This is a genomic window from Spiroplasma sp. ald, assembly GCF_044714355.1.
GTDB classification, from domain to species: Bacteria; Bacillota_I; Bacilli_A; order Mycoplasmatales; family Mycoplasmataceae; genus Spiroplasma; species Spiroplasma phoeniceum.
The window spans coordinates 1-20,465 of the sequence record NZ_RXFY01000009.1 but is presented as its reverse complement, the minus strand read 5'-3'; the positions used below and the strand labels follow the sequence as shown (position 1 = coordinate 20,465).

Annotated in this window: 19 protein-coding genes; 3 read left to right on the top strand and 16 right to left on the bottom strand. The window is 28.8% G+C overall.

Annotation, left to right across the window (positions count from 1 at the left end; genetic code table 4):
* Window positions 1-181 precede the first annotated feature (181 nt).
* A complete protein-coding gene (locus tag EHU54_RS01150) occupies window positions 182-580 on the bottom strand; it encodes a hypothetical protein (protein WP_400248479.1) in 399 nt (132 codons plus the stop codon).
* Window positions 581-867: 287 nt separating this feature from the next.
* Between EHU54_RS01150 and EHU54_RS01145 the strand changes: the two genes are divergently transcribed.
* Window positions 868-996 carry a hypothetical protein gene (locus tag EHU54_RS01145; protein WP_400248478.1) on the top strand — a complete coding sequence of 43 codons (129 nt, stop codon included), beginning with the start codon at window positions 868-870 and terminating at the stop codon, window positions 994-996.
* Entirely contained in the window at window positions 974-1,750 is a 777-nt protein-coding gene (locus EHU54_RS01140) for a 4-hydroxy-3-methylbut-2-enyl diphosphate reductase (RefSeq protein ID WP_400248477.1), read from the top strand. Before EHU54_RS01145 ends, EHU54_RS01140 begins: the two co-directional genes overlap by 23 nt.
* A gap of 8 nt (window positions 1,751-1,758) precedes the next feature.
* Here the strand turns inward: EHU54_RS01140 and EHU54_RS01135 are convergent, their stop codons facing one another.
* From EHU54_RS01135 to EHU54_RS01065, 15 genes are all read right to left on the bottom strand, one after another.
* Window positions 1,759-2,502 (bottom strand): Nif3-like dinuclear metal center hexameric protein, encoded by a 744-nt coding sequence (locus EHU54_RS01135; protein WP_400248476.1) that lies wholly within the window; start codon window positions 2,500-2,502, stop codon window positions 1,759-1,761.
* Entirely contained in the window at window positions 2,502-3,164 is a 663-nt protein-coding gene (locus tag EHU54_RS01130) for a tRNA (adenine(22)-N(1))-methyltransferase (RefSeq protein ID WP_400248475.1), read from the bottom strand. Before EHU54_RS01130 ends, EHU54_RS01135 begins: the two co-directional genes overlap by 1 nt.
* A 12-nt stretch (window positions 3,165-3,176) precedes the next feature.
* Window positions 3,177-4,514, bottom strand: coding sequence for a sigma-70 family RNA polymerase sigma factor (locus tag EHU54_RS01125; RefSeq protein ID WP_400248474.1), 1,338 nt, complete (start codon window positions 4,512-4,514; stop codon window positions 3,177-3,179).
* A 5-nt stretch (window positions 4,515-4,519) separates the two neighbouring features.
* Window positions 4,520-6,400, bottom strand: coding sequence for a DNA primase (gene dnaG / locus EHU54_RS01120; RefSeq protein WP_400248473.1), 1,881 nt, complete (start codon window positions 6,398-6,400; stop codon window positions 4,520-4,522).
* An 18-nt stretch (window positions 6,401-6,418) separates the two neighbouring features.
* A complete protein-coding gene (locus tag EHU54_RS01115; protein ID WP_400248472.1) occupies window positions 6,419-7,786 on the bottom strand; it encodes a glycine--tRNA ligase in 1,368 nt (455 codons plus the stop codon).
* Between the two features lie 43 nt (window positions 7,787-7,829).
* Window positions 7,830-8,576: a DNA repair protein RecO gene (gene recO, locus EHU54_RS01110; protein ID WP_400248471.1), complete on the bottom strand. Its 747-nt coding sequence runs from the start codon at window positions 8,574-8,576 to the stop codon at window positions 7,830-7,832.
* A gap of 1 nt (window position 8,577) precedes the next feature.
* Window positions 8,578-9,471 (bottom strand): GTPase Era, encoded by an 894-nt coding sequence (gene era, locus EHU54_RS01105; protein ID WP_400248470.1) that lies wholly within the window; start codon window positions 9,469-9,471, stop codon window positions 8,578-8,580.
* A gap of 59 nt (window positions 9,472-9,530) precedes the next feature.
* Entirely contained in the window at window positions 9,531-13,889 is a 4,359-nt protein-coding gene (locus tag EHU54_RS01100; RefSeq protein ID WP_400248469.1) for a PolC-type DNA polymerase III, read from the bottom strand.
* Window positions 13,890-13,916: 27 nt separating this feature from the next.
* Window positions 13,917-15,263 carry an RIP metalloprotease RseP gene (gene rseP, locus EHU54_RS01095; protein ID WP_400248468.1) on the bottom strand — a complete coding sequence of 449 codons (1,347 nt, stop codon included), beginning with the start codon at window positions 15,261-15,263 and terminating at the stop codon, window positions 13,917-13,919.
* A gap of 38 nt (window positions 15,264-15,301) precedes the next feature.
* A complete protein-coding gene (dxr, locus tag EHU54_RS01090; protein ID WP_400248467.1) occupies window positions 15,302-16,450 on the bottom strand; it encodes a 1-deoxy-D-xylulose-5-phosphate reductoisomerase in 1,149 nt (382 codons plus the stop codon).
* A gap of 3 nt (window positions 16,451-16,453) precedes the next feature.
* Window positions 16,454-17,542 (bottom strand): phosphatidate cytidylyltransferase, encoded by a 1,089-nt coding sequence (locus tag EHU54_RS01085; protein ID WP_400248481.1) that lies wholly within the window; start codon window positions 17,540-17,542, stop codon window positions 16,454-16,456.
* The gene (uppS, locus tag EHU54_RS01080) at window positions 17,523-18,230 is read right to left on the bottom strand and encodes a polyprenyl diphosphate synthase (RefSeq protein ID WP_400248466.1); all 708 of its coding nucleotides are present in this window, start codon (window positions 18,228-18,230) and stop codon (window positions 17,523-17,525) included. Before uppS ends, EHU54_RS01085 begins: the two co-directional genes overlap by 20 nt.
* Before the next feature lie 61 nt (window positions 18,231-18,291).
* A complete protein-coding gene (frr, locus tag EHU54_RS01075; protein WP_400248465.1) occupies window positions 18,292-18,840 on the bottom strand; it encodes a ribosome recycling factor in 549 nt (182 codons plus the stop codon).
* On the bottom strand, window positions 18,841-19,566 hold the full coding sequence (gene pyrH, locus EHU54_RS01070) for a UMP kinase (protein ID WP_400248464.1): 726 nt from the start codon (window positions 19,564-19,566) through the stop codon (window positions 18,841-18,843).
* 168 nt (window positions 19,567-19,734) lie between these two features.
* The gene (locus tag EHU54_RS01065; protein ID WP_400248462.1) at window positions 19,735-20,043 is read right to left on the bottom strand and encodes a hypothetical protein; all 309 of its coding nucleotides are present in this window, start codon (window positions 20,041-20,043) and stop codon (window positions 19,735-19,737) included.
* A 306-nt stretch (window positions 20,044-20,349) separates the two neighbouring features.
* Here EHU54_RS01065 and EHU54_RS01060 point away from each other — a divergent pair.
* On the top strand, window positions 20,350-20,465 hold a 116-nt coding region (locus EHU54_RS01060), incomplete at its 3' end, for a hypothetical protein (RefSeq protein WP_400248480.1).

Sequence of the window (20,465 nt, the reverse complement as noted above, 5' to 3'; positions counted from 1 at the left end):
TATAATTTCTATTTTAAATATATTTTATAGGAATTTTAAAATAACTAGGTTATGCAAGAAGTCTATTATAGTCCTAATTATTTAAAATTCTTAATCTTATTTTCTATTTTATAAAAACAGGAAAAATATTAATAAAAATTTTAAATAAAACAATAACTAGAAAATCTAGCTATTGTTAACATTACTTATTTTTTGTCCCCACTTTTTTCAAAAGTTTTTTTGCTGCTGTTTTTTTAGCAGGTTTTTTGTTATCCTTTGAATTTAACATTTGAGTGGCCTTCTTTTTATTTTGCACTTCAATTGCTTTTCGTTGAGTTGCTGTTTTTCCTAAACGTTCTGCAATTAGTCTTTCTGCTGTAATTGCAGTAGTAATGGCACTTCCATCTTTTGCCCGATAATCCGCTGCTGTTTTTGTATAAACATCTCCTAATGAACGATCGATTGATCTTTTCATAGCTGGAGTTGAATCAATAACTGCTTGTGATTTAATGAATAATCATTTTTCTTCTGTCGCATTTTTTGCTACTGGTTTTTTCGACTGGGGCACCTTTTTGCTTTTAGCTTTCAAACTTACTGGCATACTCAATCTCCTTTCATAATGAAATCAAACCAATGTTGGTTGCTAATGTTAAAATAGCATTAATCATTAGTTTTTTGCATTAAATATTTTTTATCCCAAATTAAATTTAGTATTTAAGATAATTGTAATATTTTAAGAAAAAGATAAAATTTTTACTTAAAATAGACGAATTAATTATATCAAATTTAGTTTGATTAATAAATAAGTTTAAGATATTATTTTAAAATGATAAAAGAGATTTTTAGTTATGATATTATATAAGTAGATAAAAATGGATTGGTAAAAAAATGAAAGTTGTAAAAGTGACACCTCGTGGTTATTGTCTTGGTGTTGTCAAGTCAATTAAATGAGCAAAAGAAGCTGCTGTCAAATATGCTGGACGGCCAAATTTATATGTTAGGTTATCTTGTCCATAATAAACATGTTATTGATGAAATTGTTAATTTAGGTGTTATTCCGGTCAACGATTTTAAACTTAATCGCCTTGCGCTAATGCAAACACTACCAGATAATGCTGTTGTGATTTTAAGTGCACATGGTAGTGATGACCGGATTAAAGATGTCGCAGCACAGAAAAAAATTACACTTATTGATACTGAATGTGAATGAGTAACTGTTACAAAAAATTTAATTAAGGAATATTTAGCAAAACCTGATTATCAAATTATTTTTATTGGAAAACACTTTCATCCAGAAACAAATGCAATGTTAGCGCTTAGTCCAAGCATCAATCTTGTGACAACAGAACAAGAAGTTGATAACATTTTGCCTAATCTTGACCCAACTAAAAAGATTTTAATTACAAACCAAACAACCCTTTCTAAAATTGATATTGAAGCAATTGTGAAAAAAATTAAAACCCTTGTTCCAAATGAAATTCTTTTTAAAAATGATTTATGTAATGCAACATTAGAACGACAAAATGCTGTTCTAAATTTAGATCCAACAACAATTGACCTTTTACTTGTTGTTGGTGATGAACAAAGTAGTAACACCTTAAAGCTAGTTGCAATGGGCGAACAAATTGGGATTGAATCATATCGCATTAATGATAAAAATGATATTCAAGCAACTTGGTTGGCAAATAAAACCTGTGTTGCTGTTACTGCGTGGGCATCAACACCTAGCATCATTCAGTTAGAAGTAATTCGTTATTTAGAGCAAATATAAAAATATTATTAACGATAGTTAATAATATTTTTGATATGATATGGAATTATTGTTAAAGTTGGAAACTTTCGGGTTAAGTATCCAGCAAAAGCAGCAATAAAAAAATCTTCCATATAATGGTTGAAGCAAATAACTGCTAATTGTTTTTCATTTGCTAATACTCATTGATCTCATTTTACTTCCCCAGTAATAAACAGGTCAATATTTTGGTTAATTTTTGCAATCACATCACCTGCGGCTCCTGCTGCTAAGGCAACTGTTTTAATAGGTTGCTCTAACGTCGATAAATTGTGCTGCACTGTTGTAATTTTAAAAATTGCTTTTAATTTCGTAATAATTTCATCAGCTGTTAAACTGACATACCCAATCATTGTTAAATCATCATCAAAGGGAACAATTTTTTGGGGATTTAATTCTTGTAAAATCAATTCATTCATTAAACCATCATAATTTGTGTGTAAAGCATAAACAGTTATCTGATGTTTATTAAGAAGATCAATAATTGCTCGTTTGTAAGGAATCTGTTGAATTCTTTTTTTCTTGCCAAAACAAAAAGGATGATGAGTTATAATAACATTAATTTGCTTAGCGACTGCTGCTGTAATTACTTCGCTTGTTAAATCTAAACTAACCATAATTTTTGCTACAAAATGATTTTTGCTTCCATATTGATGACCACTATAATCTCACTTACAATCTGCTTTTAATGAAAAATCAGTTTCAATTTCTTGATATAATTTTTTAATTAACATTATATCACCTTATTAATCATTTTTAGTTTTGCTTTAACTTCTTGATAGCGCTTAGTGTTTGCAGGAATCTTGTTTAACAATGTTAAATAATAATCATTTTTTAACAATCATTTCTCTTGAAAAAGTTTACTATGTTCTTTGCGAAGATAAGGACCGAAGTATAAGTCTTTTTTATTTTTGACTTTTTGACCAGCAGTTTTATTAACAACAATAATCTCATAAATAATATCATTTTCCTTAATTAATAATTCTTTTTCAATAAAGTACTTATGTTTTTTAATTCATTCTCGTAATAAAAATGGATCATCATTAGGACATAAAATATAACGATCAATTAAATCAGAATCTCGTTGCAAAATGGTTAAAATTGTTGTACTCCCTAATCCTGAAATAATACATGTATCAATCTTAATGTCCGAAACTCCTGTTAAACCATCTGCTAAAATTGGGGTAATAAGTTCTTCAGTATGATATTTTGCAATATTTTTTTTCGCTTGGGCTAAGGGTTGTGCTGCAATGTCGCATGCATAAGCTTTGGTAATTAAATTTCCTTTTGCTAAATAAATTGGAATCATTGCATGATCTGTCCCAATATCACAAATAATGTCTTTTTCATTAACTTGTTTGGCAATTAATAATAAACGTTCTGATAATCTATCCATTTTTTAAAACCCCTATCCTTTAAAAAAGTCTTTTAATACTTTTGCTTTCGAATTAGCTTGGTTTGGCTTAAACTTACGAATTGTTTTTGCTTCAATTTGGCGAATTCGTTCACGTGTTACTTTAAATTCTTTGCCTACTTCTTCTAATGTTTTTGGTGAATCATATTTTGATAAATGCTTATCAATTAAAGCATTTTTTTGACTTTGTACTTTTTCAATTGGTGTATCATAATGAATATCAAGAGCTTTAACTGTTTGAACTAATTCGGGGAAAGTTTCATCTTCACATTCTTTTGCTAACCGTAATACTGTTCGTAACTTTGTTGGTAAAAGTCCAAACCGCATTCTAATTACTTTTTCTTCTCGTGCTGATAAAATTTCATGGAAAACTTCATCAATTACTTCTCGTAATGATTCTTTTTCAGCATATTCATCCGGTGTAAAAATATCTTTATCATCAACAAAATCACCAAAATGAGTATCATCCTCATCACCAATTGGTTTTTCTAATGAAACTGGTTCAATTGATAGTCTCTTAATTTCACGAACTTTTTCGCCAACCATTCCTTGCCCCATTTTTTCAGCAATTTCATTGTAACTTGGTTCGCGTCCTAACTCTTGTGTTAATTGCCGTTCAATTCTTGTTAATTTATTAATTGTTTCAACCATATGAACAGGAATCCGAATTGTTCGCGCTTGATCAGCAATTGCCCGGGTTGTTGCTTGTCTAATTCATCATGTGGCATATGTTGAAAATTTAAAACCACGCTTATAATCAAACTTATCAACAGCTTTCATTAACCCAATGTTCCCTTCTTCAATTAAATCCGAAAAATCTAATCCCCGGTTTAAATGTTTACGAGCAACTGAAACAACTAACTTCAGGTTAGAAATAATTAATTTATCCCGTCCAAAACGTCTTTCTTCTGGATCAGATGATTCTAACATTTTAGCATATTTAATTTCTTCCTCACGAGTTAAAATCTTACTTGTTCCCAAAATATTAAAGTAAGCTTTAATAATATCTTGAATTTTTGTTTCATTTGAAATCCCACCAACTTTGTAACGTAATTTTTCATCTGGTTGTTTTTTCGTTACTTTTTCTGGTTCAGGAACTTCATTTTCTTTTAACTCTTCTAAATTAATATCACTAAATTCAACACCATTAGCAACTAATTCTTCGAAATATTCTTCAACATCATTATCATCAACTTCAAAATGATCATTAATTAATGTTATTAATTTTTCTTGTTCAATCTCATTGTTATTTTCTTCTAAATATTTATTAATATATTCTTTAAATTCATCAAAAGATTTCATATCTCTGACTTCTTTTTTTGATAATCCCATTCTCTCTACCCCTTTTTAAATTTTAATCGTTGATTCAACTTGTCAATTTCCATTGAAATTGCCTGTTGTTCAATTAGATTACTTGCTTTTTCTAACTTATTTCATAGCATTGCAATCTCTTTTTCATTAGCAAAATCATCAATTAAGAGCGCATAGTCTTCTAATTCTTTCTTATTATATTTAATTTTAATCGTTGATTTATTAATAATATCCATTAATATTTTTTTTAAATTTGGATCACTTATTTCTTGACACAACATATTAATCTTAACATTTTCTGCCCCCAAATGTCCATTATAATAAGTAATTATATCATTTGCTAACAAACGATAACCATCAAAATTTAAATTTCCAATTTTTCTTTGATAAAAATCTGCTGCTTTTCGAGAACCAAGTAATTGTAAAACCATATTTTGTTCTGCTAAAAGATATCGTTTTAAATTTTTAATTTTATATTTTGTATTTTTAACTACAACAGTCTTACTTTGCTGTGGTTTGAACCTTGGTGGCGGCTTTTGCTGATAATTATTATCATTTGTTCCATTAGGAATTGGTTCTGACACAGCAGGTGAAAAAACTGCTTTTTGATATGTTTTAATTTGTCCAATTTTTGTTGTAATTGTTTCTTTAGATATTCTCGTTATTTTAACTAAATTATTAACTGCTAATTCTTGTTCCAATTGATTTGGACTAGCTCTAATTAAAGGTGCAACAATATTAATAAATTCTTCTAATTCATTTGCTGCTTGCAAATTAAATTTATTTTGAAAATAATCAAGAGCAAAATTAATTGGATGTTGGGCATTTGCTAACATTGTATGAATTAATTCTCCCTGACCACTATTAACTAATTCGTCAGGGTCTTGTTGCGTCTCATTCAAGACAATTTTAACTTTTAGATTATGACTTAATAATTTAATTGCTGCTTTTAAACTAGCATTAATTCCAGCCTTATCACCGTCTAAAAAAATTAAACACTCATTTGTTAATCTTTTAATTTCTTTTAAATGATATTCACTTAAATTAGTTCCCATTAAAGCAACGGTATTTTTAAGATTTAATTTTTCTAAACTAATAACATCCATATATCCTTCAAGTAAAATTAAATTATTTTGCTGGCGAATAAACGGTTTCGCCCGGTGAATATTATACATTAGTTGTTCTTTTTTAAAAACCTTTGTTTCAGGAGTATTAAGATATTTTGCTACCTGGTTAGTAACCCCAATTACTCGTCCAGAAAAACCAATAATATAACTATCTTCATTTTTAATCGGAAACATTAAACGATTATTAAAATAATCATACACCTTGCCATTTTTAATTGTAATTAAACCCGCTTGTTGAATATCATTAATTGAATATCCTTTTTTAATTAAAAAATGGTACAAATGATCAAAGCCACTCTCAGCATAACCAATCTGAAATAATTCAATTTCAGTATTATTAATGTTCCGCTTTGTTAAATATTCCTTTGCATCATAAGCCTTTTTGGTTTCTAAATTATTACTAAAGTAAGCGCTTGCTAAGGCATTAATTTCAAAAATTAACTGTTCACTTTTATCATATTTTGGTTTTTCTTTATAAGTAGTCAATTCATCTAAGAAAATATTGGCCATTACCGCAACTTTTTTTAAAGCTTCAATAAAACTAATATTTTCATATTCTTGTAAAAAAGTAAAAACATTGCCTCCAGCTGAACAAGCAAAACAACGGTAAATTTGCTTTTCTGGTGAAATACTCATTGAAGGATGTGAATCTTGATGAAACGGACAAACTGCTCAATAATTACGACCCCGTTTTTCAAGCGATAAATATTCTGACATTACGGTAACAATATTTACTTTTGACTTAATTAAATCAATTTTTTCATTACTAATTAATGCCATACCTTTCACTCCTTTTAATTATTTTAATGTTGCGGTAAAATAGCTTTCTAAATTAGCAATTGCCACTCGTTCTTGTTTCATTGTATCACAATTACGAACTGTAACTTTTTGGTCTTTTTGACTGTCAAAATCAACTGTTACACAAAACGGTGTTCCAATCGCATCTTGACGACGATAACGCTTTCCAATATTTCCTGTTTCATCATAAGTGCATTGAAAACGATCTAAGAGTTTTTCATATAACTGATAAGCATCGTTGTTTAATTGTTTACTTAATGGAATCACCGCAATTTGATATGGAGCTAATAACGGGCTTAATTTTAAAACAATTCTTGTCTCATTATCAGCAACTTTTTCAACATGGTAAGCATCATATAAAATCGCTAACATCAAGCGCCCAACACCAACCGATGGTTCAATTACATGCGGGATAATTTTTTCATTTGTTTCTTGATTTAAATACGACAAATCATTTTTACTCATTTCACTGTGGCGACGTAAATCATAATTCCCCCGGTCAGCAATCCCTCATAATTCACCTATGCCAAACGGAAACTTATATTCAATATCAATAGTTCGTTTTGCATAATGGGCTAACTCATTAGCGTTATGCTCACGAAAATGATAGTTTTCTGGTTTTAAATTAATTAATTCTAAAAACTTGGTTACTTTTTTAACTCAATATTCAAATCAATCAATCTTTTCGTTACTATCATAAAAAAATTCTAATTCCATTTGTTCAAATTCACGTGTACGAAAAATAAAATTTCCTGGGGTAATTTCATTCCGAAATGACTTTCCAATTTGACCAACACCAAAAGGTAATTTTTTTCGCAAAGAACGTTGAACATTTTTAAAATTAACAAAAATTCCTTGTGCTGTTTCTGGTCGTAGATAAACAACTGATTTTTCATCTTCAATAACACCTTGGTTTGTTTTAAACATTAATTCAAACTGACGAATTTCAGTAAAATCATGTCCCCCACAATTTGGACATAAAATATTTTTTTCGGTAATAAAAGTCTCTAATTGTTCATTAGTTAAACCACCACAATTTAATTTCGGATAATTATCTTCAATCAGTTTATCTGCCCGCATTCGGCTTTTACATTTTTTACAATCTAATAATGGGTCAGCAAAATTGCCAAGATGTCCAGAAGCTTTTCAAACATTATTGTTCATTAAAATAGCACTATCAAGACCAACATTATATTTTGATTTTGTAATAAAATGTTGTCATCATAAATTTTTTAAATTTCGTTCTAATTCAACCCCCAATGGTCCAAAATCTCAGCTGTTTGCTAAACCACCATAAATTTCACTCCCTTGAAAAACAAAACCTTGTGTTTTTAAATGATTAACAACTTCTTCTAATGTATATTGCATTAATTTAACTCCTTCTTATTTCTCTATCCTCAATTATACTATGTTATTCTTTAAAATAAATTGATTTTTGTCGCATTTCATAAATACTACACGAAAATATTCCAACTTTTATTAAATAATACTCACATAGCATTTTAAATAATATTATTAAAGCTTTTATATTAATCTTATTGTAAAAATAAAAATTAGTATGAAAATTACTATTAAAAACTTTCACTAATTCAATTGGAAAAAGATAATCTCTTGGTAATAAACAATTTTTACAAAGATATCCTTCCTCAAGAAAACTAATTGTTTTAATGTGTTGTTTGCTGCCACACCGTTTACACATCGTAAAGTCTCATTCTAATCCATATCATTTTAAAGCACGAAACATAAAAGCAATTACAATACTTAAATTATCTTCTCATGTAACTAAATTGTCTAATGTTGTTGTTAATAATTCGTACAATTCATTATCAGCTTGACGGTCAAAAACCGCTTGCTCAGCAATTTCACAAATTAATGTTGCTAATAAATAATCATCATAATTTTGTGCTAATTTAATTCTTGTTTTTAATAAATTTCCTGTCTTTAATTTACTTAACTTATTATTATGATATGATAAAAATATTTCAAATTCACTTGTTGCCAAGAATTGTACTGCATACTGATTTTTTGATGTAATTTTTTGTACCCCATGTGCAAAAAAAGCTAATTTTCCTAATTCTTGTGACAAAATCGTAATAATTGCACTGTTATCATCATAATGTCGTTTATGCAATACCATTCCTGTTAATTTTTGAATCATTTTAATAACTTTCTTTGTTATAACCTAGACGGGCAATCATTGAAGGTTTATCCCGTCATTTATCCACTACTTTAACAAATAATTCTAAAAATATTTTTGTTCCTAAAATTTGTTCTAATTCTAAGCGGGCTTGTGTTCCAATTTGTTTAATTAAACGGCCTTGTTTCCCAATAATAATTCCTTTTTGCGAATCCCGTTCAACGCAAATTGAAGCCATAATTTTTAATGGCTGTGGTTGATCATCAATTTTATCAATTAAAATGGCAACACTATGCGGAATCTCATCTTCTGTCAACAACAAAATTTTTTCCCGAATAATTTCACGAATTAAAAACTTTTCTGGTTGATCAGTTAACATATCATCAGGATAATATTGTGGTCCTACTGATAAATGTGTTTTTAATAAAGTTAATAATGTTTCAAGATTTTTATGTTTGACGGCTGAAACGGGAATGATAGCAGTAAACTGATGAATTTTTTCTCATTCAGCAATTTTTACCATTAAATCACTTTTGGAAACTAAATCAATTTTTGTTACAACTAAAACAATTGGAATTGCGCGCTCTTGTAGTGCTCTGATAATATAAAGATCATTATCACCAATGTGTTTATTTGCTGGAGCTAAAAATAAAATAACATCGGCTGCTTTTGTTGCTGATAAAGCAACTTTATTCATAAATTTCCCCATTTCATGATGAGTTTTATGAATGCCTGGGGTATCCATAAAAACAATTTGTGATTCTTGATCATTATAAATCCCTTGAATACGGTTTCGTGTTGTTTGTGCCTTTGCTGTTACAATTGCTACTTTATTATTTAAAATTGTATTTAATAATGTTGATTTACCAACATTTGGTCGCCCCACAATTGCAACAAAACCTGATTTAATTTCCATTTTCATCACCTCTTAATTATTCTAATTATAAAGGAAAATATCATAAAAAATTATCTTATTTAAAACTCAAACGCAATTTGATCATCTAATGATAAATCTTTTAAAATTCCAAGTTCTTCAAATGATTCTAAATGAGCTTTTGTAATATTTGTTCGTTTTTGTAAATCAGCAATTGATAAAAATGGTTTTTCATGACGAGCATTAATAATACTATCGCCAACAGCTACGCCCAAACCATCAATTGCAGAAAATGGCGGTAAAATAATTTTTTCATTATTTTCATTTGTAATAACGGTAAAATTTTTATTTCGACTTGTTTTTAAATCAATATTGCTCATTTTAATTCCTCGGGCATACATTTCTAATGCTACTTCATAAACGGGAATTAAATCTTTTTCTTTTTGTGTTGGTTTATTGGGAGCATTAAAATCTTTATTATCCAAACGAGTTTGAATATCGCGTAAAACTTGTTTGATTGTTTCTGCTCCTTTTAAAATTGTTTTAATATCAAAAACATCTGTTCGAGTTGAAAAAAATGTTGCATAATATTCAACTGGATAATTAATTTTATATCATGCTACTCGTCACGCCATTAAGACATAGGCTGTTGCATGGGCTTTTGGGAACATATACTTAATTTTATTACACGAATCAATATATCATTGTTCAAGATTATTATCCCGCATTAATTGTTCATGTTCAGTTGTTAACCCCTTTCCCTTTCGAACATCTTCCATAATCTTAAAAGCACTTTGAGCAGGTAACCCTTTATAAATTAAATTAACCATAATATCATCACGACATCCAATTACTTCTGAAATACTAATATTTTGATTTCGAATTAATTCTTGGGCATTGCCAATTCAAACATCTGTTCCGTGTGACAATCCTGAAATTTGGACTAAATCTGCAAATGAAGTTGGTTTTGTATCTAATAACATCTTACGAACAAAAAAAGTACCAAATTCAGGAATACCAATTGCACCAGTTTTTTCACCATTAATATCTTCTGGTTTAATGTTTAAAACATCTAAACTTCGAAAAAGACTTAAAACCGCTTCATCATTTGTTGGAATTGTTTTTGGATCCACTCCCGTTAAATCTTGCAGCATTCGCAAAGCAGTTGGGTCAACATGACCTAAAATATCTAACTTTAAAACATTATCATGAATTGCGTGGAAATCAAAATGAGTTGTTAATCAATTTGATTTGATATCATCAGCAGGAAAATTAACTGGTGTAAATGCCTCAACTTCATATTCCTTTGGAATAACAACAATTCCACCTGGATGTTGTCCAGTTGTTCGTTTAACTCCCTCACAACCCTTGGCAATTCGTTCTAATTCTGCGCGACGTTTTAAATGTAAAATATTTTTACTTTCAAAATAACCTTTCACATAACCATATGCAGTTTTTTCTGCCACCGTTGAAATTGTTCCGGCACGATAAACACTACGTTCTCCAAACATTTCTTTAGTAAAGTCATGTGCAATTGGTTGATATTCTCCTGAAAAGTTTAAATCAATATCCGGAACTTTATCTGCTTCAAACCCTAAAAATGTTTCAAAGGGAATATCATGCCCTTCCCCTTTTAATGGTTTTTGACACTTTGGACAAGTACGAACTGGTAAATCATATCCACACTTAACTGAACCATCAATAATAAATTCACTATAACTACAATAAGAACATAAATAATGTGGTTGTAATGGATTTACTTCAGTAATATTACTCATTGTTGCAACAAAACTACTACCAACACTTCCCCGTGACCCGACTAAATAGCCATCTTGCAATGATTTATCAACTAATTTATGTGCAATTCAGTAAATAACAGCAAAACCATGCTTAATAATAGCATTTAATTCACGTTCTAAGCGTGATGCAACAATTTCTGGTAATGACTTACCATAAATTTTATAAGCATTTTTATAACATAATTCTTTTAATAATTGGTCACTACCCTCAATTTTAGGTGTATATAATTTATCTTTAATAATTTCAACTTTTTCAATTTGGTCAGCAATTAAATTTGGATTTGTTACTACAATTTCATAAATTAATTCATCATTATTTAAAAACTTAAATTCGTTCATCATTTCCATTGTTGTTCTTAAAAACTGATCAGGATTATCAGTTACTCGTTGCTTATAATCATATAAAGGATGGGGACGGCCACCAATTCCTTTTGCATTAATATAAACTTCACGGAAAATTTTATCTTCTGGGTTAAGATAGTGCACATCACCAGTAGCAACAACTAATTTATTTAATTTTTTTGCTGTAAAAATAATATCTTTAATGACTGTTAATAATCGTTCTTCTGATAAATCCCCCATTTGAACTAAATGTTTATATACACTAGGAGGTTGAATTTCAACATAATCATAAAACTTAATTGTTTCTGCTAATTCCGATGCATCTTTATTTCGTGCCACTTCAAAAACATCACCATTAATACATGATGACCCAATCAATAAATTACTACGATGTTGTTCAATTACACTTCGTAATAATTTTGGTGATGAATAAAAATATTTAGTATGCGCAGCAGTTATTAGTTTAAATAATTCTAATAAACCTACCTGATTTTTTGCTAAAATTGTCATATGTTTTGGTCGCAGTTTTTTATAAACAGCAGGGTCATGAATTTTCTCAATATCATCATCAAACTCAATACTATAAGTATTAATCATTTTCCGTAGCTGATGCTCATAGATGTCTGTTAAAACAATTGCATCATAATCGCCACGGTGAGCAACTTCTTCATTATAAATAACATTATAACAACGAGCAATTGTTCCCAACCGATAATTTTTCAAATGTGGTTCTAAAATCCGTGATAATTGTAAAGTATCAATTACTGTGTTATTAATTTTTGAGCGTCCAGCTTTTTTTAACCACGATTGAATAAAACCAAGGTCAAACTCAGCATTATGTGCAATTAAAATTGCATCCTTAAAATATTCTAAAATTTGGTCAATTGATTCAATAAAAGTTGGTTTATCCGCTAATAATTCATCTGTAATTCCTGTTAATTCAGTTGTAAATGATGATAACTTAACGGATGGTTTAAACAAATGATTAATTGTTTGACGTTCACCACTAATACCATCCATAATAACCGCACCAAATTCAATGATTTCATCATAGTTACTACTTAAGCCAGTTGTTTCTAAGTCGAAAATAACATATTTTGCAGTTCGTAAATTATGCTGATGCGGGTTTTTAACATATCAGATTTTATCATCTAAAACATCTGCTTCAACACCATAAATAACTTTAAAATCAGGATATTTCTTATTAAGATTATAAATTTCTGGATAAACTTGAACATTTAAATGGTCAGTAAAAGCAATTGCTTTATGATTCCAATGTACTAATGTTTTAAAAAGCATTGCAAGATCTGTTACTCCATCCATAACACTCATTTTAGTATGGAGATGTAACTCCACGCGTTTTTCAGGCGCATTATCTTCACGATATAAATCTTCATGCTCTAAACGAGAAATTTTTTTAATAAAAAACATTTGTTCATTAGCATAAGTATCATACCGAATATCGCCAAAAAGACTAACTCATTCATTAGTTTTTAATTCTTCAATAAAATCATCTGGTTGTTTTGTTCGAGTAAAAAATTTTGCGCCAATTGTATCACTATAATCAGTAATTGTTATTACATAAATAAATTTCTTTGTTGAAATTAACTGTCGTTCTTTACTTAAAATTTTTCCATAAATTGTCACATTCGGAGCATCTTGATCAATATCAATTAACCGTTCATAACTTGCTTCTCCATTTTTTGCTCTCTGATAACTATTTAATTCTCTTCGAACTGGATTAGTCCCGTTGGTTGGTTTAGAAATTAACTGTTCTGTTTTTTGCACTGTTTCTTGATATTTAATTAATTCTTGTTCATTAATTTCTAAAATATTATTTTCTCATAAATCAATCACTAGGGCTAATTGTAAATCACTAAAACCATAGCGGCGAAGTTTTTTTTGATAATAATTACAATGTTCACCCACTAATTTTTGTTCACTTTCCGAATGAACAGTAATTTTTAAAATATTATCAGTTAAAGCAAAACGTTCTGGGGATAATTTACTAAAAAAACTATTTTTTAATTCCGATTTATTTAATCGAATATATTCTAAGTAACTAAAAATAGTTTCTAATTCGTATTGTTCTTTTCGAACCCGTAAAGAAATCTTTGTGGGTAATGTTTCATTTTCTAATAAAGTTTGTTCTAATTTTAGTAAAACTTCTAGTGGTAAAAAATCATTAATTTCAATCACAACACGAAAAAAGCCTTCACTAGTACTATATTCTGCTTTAATGACTTTAGCATCATCAAAATAATTTCCAATAAATTCTAAATTATTTGCTGTAAATAGTTTTATCAATTGTTGGTCCATCATCTAATCCTCACCTAGCTTTTCTGCTTAAAAAAAGACATCTTTAATTGTTATTCCAATAAATAATAAAATAAAGACTATTGCTCCCGTTACATTAATAATAATCTTTGCCTTATGCGGTAACTGTCATTTTTGCTCTTTTGCTTGATATTCTTCTAATAATACTTTTTGTTGCACTGGATCATGGCGTTTCTTTCAAATCTTTTCCCGACCATTTAAGCGTTTTACTCCACCAACTATTCCTTCAATTGATGTTTCAAAAAACTTGTATCCATCTAATGGTGGGATTGGAATTAAGTTCAAAACAAATAAATTAGCAGATAACATGGCCACATACATAAAGAAAAGAGCTGGTCCTTCTGTTAACATTGAAGAAACTGTTCTTGCAATTCCAACTGGACCAGATAATTGTCCTCACTGACCAGTAAATAATAATCCAAATGATTTTAAAATTGTCACTGATTGTCTAAATGTTTCTCCTCAACCATAGCTATATGCTTGCGCAATTGAAGCAAACTGACGATCAGGAGCTCTAATTCCGACTGTATAAGTATTGTTGGCTTCTGTTAACTTAACTGGTTCAGTTTGAAATAAACCATCAGAAGCCGTTGTAACTTCTTGTTTGCTATTTACACGAGCAAAAGCAAGAGTAATATAATTAATTTTTTCATCATTATTACTATTATCATATTGTTGTTTTAAATTTTTAATAAAATTAAAAACTGTTGTTTGATAAGTTGGAATCTTATCTACTGTTCCCACATGACTTGCTAAAATATGATTCTCCTTATTATCAGCTTTATCTTCCTTATTAACACGATAATATTCTTGTGCTACTTTAAGTTTTTCAATATTAGGACCTAATCAATAATCTAAAATCACAATATCTTGAGCAACATTTTGACCACTCGTTTTTAGAGCAGCATATGCTGCACCATTAGAATCATACTTAGCTCCTCAATATGTCATATCAGATGGTTTATAATTTAATGCCGCAAAAATTGTGGTAAAAATAAAAACAGCAATAAAAAAATTCATTAAAGCTCCTGCGACAATAAAAATTAAACGTTTTCATTTTGCAATATTTTCCATTTTTCGTTCTTCAGGAACTTCTTCCTCTTCACACCCTTTTGGTGGATCAACTAATTGACTTGCAATATAAACATATCCTCCAAAAGGAAAAATTCGGATTGAATAACGAGTTTCTTTTTTTCCTCAAGAAAAAATTTTGGGACCAAAACCAATTGCAAATTCATAGACATATGCTCCCGCTAATTTCGCAATAATAAAATGTGCAAATTCATGAATTGTAACTAACATTAATAAAATTATAATCCCAATTATAAAACCTAAAACTACCATTCCTGCTGACATTTATTTCTTAACTCCTTACTTTTTTATTCGGAATAACATTATTTTTCAGAAAAATAATTAATAATATCTCTTTTAATGATATCATTTAATTCTTTGATTTCACGATAATTAACTAATTTTTGCGGTTTAATTTGATTCATAAAATATTCAATATAATCAACAATTTGATAAAATTTAATTCTTTCGGATAAGAAAAGCGAACGTAATGTTTCGTTTGCTGCATTAAAAGCAATGGCTAATGAATTATTTTCATTTAAGCAACGATAGGCTAATTGTAGCGCTTTTCAACGAGATAAATCAGCTTTTTGAAATGTTAAGGTTATTAATTTCTCAAAATTTAATGGTTTTAAGAACGAACTATTTTTTCGAATTGGATAATATAAAAAATAATTTAAAACTTGTAACATTGAAGGTTTTGATAATTGTCCAATAATTGAAGAATCGGCATATTGTACGGCTGAATGTAAAATAGCTTGTGGATGTAAAATAACAGTGATTTTTGAAGTTTTAAATAAATGATAAGCTTCTATAATTTCAAATCCTTTGTTTACCATTGTTGAAGAATCAATGGTAATATTTTGTCCCATCTTTCAAGTTGGATGTTGTAAAGCTTGTTGCTCATAAATTGTTTTTAAATCAGCTAATGTTTTATTAGCAAACATCCCCCCTGAAGCTGTTAAAATAATTTCTGAACACGGGTTGGTTTGGTCTAAACATTGAAAAATAGCACAATGCTCAGAATCAATTGGATATAATTGATTATTATTTTTTGCTAATAAATTGTTAATTAAATCCCCTGCTACTACTAATGATTCTTTATTTGCTAATAATAACGTACGGTTTTTACCATATAAAGTTTGTAATGTTGGGTATAATCCTGCAAAACCACTAATTGCATTTAAAACCAACGCTGTCCGAAAAGCAGCTAACATTGCATTAATTCCTGTTTCTCCAGTTACAAAAGTTATATTTGGATATTGCGCTGTTAAAATAGCTTGTTGTGTTTCATCACCAAGATGAACAATCCTAATTGTGCGATGTTTCTCTAAAATCTTAATTAGAACTGAAATATTATGATAAATACTAACAGCGGTAATTTGAAAATCATTTGGATTTGATTCAATAATTTGTAACGCTTGTTGACCAATATTTCCAGACGCACCAAAAACAATAATATTTCGCATCATAAATTATCGTTGTAACACTATATTTGAAATAATAAACATTACAAAAAAAACTAATGAAAATGAATCCAAACGATCTAAAATACCACCATGGCCAGGCAATAAATTACTAAAATCTTTAATATTATAACGACGTTTAATTCATGAAAATGATAAATCCCCTAATTGTGACAAAATGCTTAATACAAAAGCTAACAGAACATAAATTACATAACGCATTACATTTTGATCATTATCATTTGAGAAAAAGTTAAAAACCCAATGGTTACTAGTTGCAAAATGAAACATTAAAATAGCATAAGTAATTGCAATTCCTGCTGCTAAGATTGTTCCCGTTACAGCACCTTCTCATGTTTTGTTTGGAGATATTGTTGGCGCTAATTTATGTTTTCCATAAGTAACACCGCCAACAAACGCAAAAGTATCAGTTAAAATAATAATTAATGCTAATCATACCACACTACTTCAACCATAAGCAGGATTTAACATAAATTTATTCATTGCTTTTAAAGCAAAAGTTAAATACAAGGTAAAAATTAAAACTAATGTCATTTTACCAAAAGTAATTTCTTTTGAACTAAATACTAAACAATAATATCCTAAAATCGCACATAAATAAATAACAAAAATAATTCAGGGTTTTAATCAATTTCAATTTAATAATGTATAAAATGGGTAATTAATTGAACCAATTCCACCATATTCTGTTGCGATTGATTCAGCTGGAAACAAAAATAAAAAAATTATTAATAAATATGTAATGACTTGCGTATAAATTGGTCACTTTGTTCCTCCAACTAACCGCAAAATTTCATGGTTAACTAAACCTAAAATAACAGCATTAATGCCAATAAAAACATAATTAGCAATTTCAATATGTGGAACATTACCATGTCATTCTGTTGCAATTGCCCCTGTGAATAAATATAAACCTAAAAAGACTAATAACAAATAAAATGTAATATGACGAGCAACATGTTTTTTTTGAAACATACCTTTATGTTCCTTACTTTTTGACGCTTTATTTGTTAAATTATCATCTCCTGTTGATTTTTCATTTTCATTAACAAGAACATTATCTTCCTGATTGTTTATCACTTTCAATTCCTCCAAATCTTCTATTTCTATTATTATAATCTAATATTGCTTCAGTTAAAGCATTTTCATCAAATTCTGGTCAAAATGCTTTGGTAAAATATAATTCAGCATAACGATTTTGTAATAATAAAAAATTACTTAACCTTTGTTCACCACCACATCGAATCATTAAATCAACATCTGGTAAATCTGCAGTATATAAATGTTGAAATAATGTCTGTTCATCAACAGTTGCTAATTTTTCACTTATCATTTGATTAATTGCTGTTAATAATTCTTCAATGGCTCCATAGTCAAAAGCAAATGTTAAAACCATTCCATTATTATTTTTTGTCCGTAAAATAGCATTATCAATTGCTGCTAATGTTTTAAGTGGCATTTTTGTACGCCGACCAATATGATTTAAAACAATATTTTCATTCTTAAAATTATTAACTTGTTTATTATTTAATAATCGCTCTGGCATCGCCATTAAATATGCAACTTCTTGTGCACTTCGTTTTCAATTTTCAGTTGAAAAACAATAAATCGTTAAATACTTAACACCAAGAGCATTTGCTTTTAATGCGACATCTTTAATCCGTTTTGCTCCTTCTTCATGGCCAGCTGTTCGTTCTAAACCTTGCTTAGTTGCCCAACGACCATTACCATCTAAAATAATTGCAATATGTTGTGGTATTTTCATGCCTTATGTCCTTCTTCCCCATTTTGTTAATTATAACGAGAGTCATAAAAAAATGAAAGTTTTAAACTTCCATTAGTTCTTTTTCTTTTAGAGTTGCTTTTTCATCAATTTTTTTAATAAATTGGTCCGTTAATTTTTGAACTTCCCCTTCATAATATTTTTTATCATCTTCAGTTAATTCAGAATCTTTTTTAAGGTGTTCATTACTATCTCGTCGTTCATTCCGAATTGCTACTTTAAACTGTTCACTAGCTTTTCACATTTCCTTAACCAACATTTTACGACGTTCTTCAGTTAGCGGAGGAATATTTAACCGAATTAAATCTGCTTCTGAATTTGGTGTTAAACCTAAATCTGCTTTATTAATTGCTGTTACAATTAAATTAATAATTGAACGATCATATGGTTTAATAACTAATTGTCGTGCTTCTGGCACCATGATATTAGCCAATTGTTGAATTGGTGTTAGTGTTCCATAATAATCAATCATAATATGTGATAACATATTTGGATTGGCACGACCAGTACGAATTTTAATTAATTCATTTTCAAATGAAATGATTACTTTTTCCATCTTTTCTTTTGTTTGATTAATAACTTCTTGCGACATTTATTTTTTCCCTCCTGTAACAATTGTTGAACGCGCATTACCATGTGCTGCCTTATAAATATTATCTGGTTCATTAATATCAAAAACAACGATTTTAACATCATCTTCCATTGCTAAACTAGATGCTGTTAAATCCATTACTTTTAATTGTTTTTTTTGCAATTCATTTAAACTAATATTATCAAAGCGAACTGCATCAGCATTATGGCGCGGATCTTTATCATAAATACCATCAACCCCATTTTTTGCCATTAACATAACATCTGCATCAATTTCAATTGCTCTAATTGTTGCTGCTGTATCAGTTGTAAACTTTGGTTGGCCAGTTCCTCCAGCCATAATAACAATTGCTCCTTTTTCTAAAGCAGCTTTTGCTTTTTTAAACAAATATGGTGAAGCAACTTCCGGAATTTGAATTTTTGAAGTTACAACAACATTCTGACTACCTTCATTTTTTAATACAGCCTCTAATGCTAAAGCATTCATTACTGTTGCTAACATCCCCATATAATCTGCACTAATTGGATTCATTTTAATTGTGTCAGCACGATTACCGCGTCAAATATTACCACCACCAACAACAATAGAAATTTGTAATCCTTCTTTTTGTAATTTAACAATTTGTTTTGCAATATCATAAATTTTTTTCGCATCATATAAATCATCAGAATTCCCTAATGCTTCACCAGATAATTTTAGTAAAACTCGCTTATATTGTAATGCCATTATAACTTTCCTCTTTTTTTCTATTTTATTCTAATATATTATAAATTGTTTTAACAAATAATCAAAATAAAATTACAAATTAGTAAAGAAATTTACTTTATCAAAAACTACTTAATATTAACTTAAACTTGGCAAATAAGATGTTAAAAACCCATGTCAAAATTCTCATTATTTTGTTTTTAAAGCATCACTTGTTAAAAGTCAATATACAAATCCCTCCGCAAACAATTCAAAATTATCTTTAAATGAAAATTTATTAAGATAAAATAATTGAAAAATCTTTTCTTTTGTTAAACTTTGTTGCTGGTGAAAGTTATTAATTTTTTTTAATAAAAATGTTTTTAATTGTTCAATCACATTAATTTTATAATCTAATTTATAACGATAGTGCAGCAAATGTCCAAGTTCATGACATAGAGTGTAAAAAATACTTTGTTGTGAAATACCACCTTCAATCCAATTTTGTAGAAACCACATACATTTTGTATTTTTGGTTTTTACTCTTTGTATAAAAATATTTATGAATTTGTTAATTTTTTAAAAATTTTAAGGGGTTGAAATTATGCAAACAAAGCAATATTTTATTTTGCGGTCGTTAGTGAAAAAGTATGGAAAAGATAATGTTATTAATATGGTAAATAATATTGTAATTAATAATGTAAAAGAAGATGAATAAATTATCCGCGTAATTTATTAGCGGATAATTTATTCAATATGGTTTATTTTGAGCGTAGCGAACACGCGAAGCGTGCCGCGAAATTAGATTTTTAGGAGGAATAAGTTATGCCAGGTTGATTAACAACAATATTTAGTGTTGTTATTATATTAGGGATTTTTGCATGAATTGGTTTATCAATTTATCAAAAAGTTAGACAAATTCAAGGTAAGAAAAAAGAAAA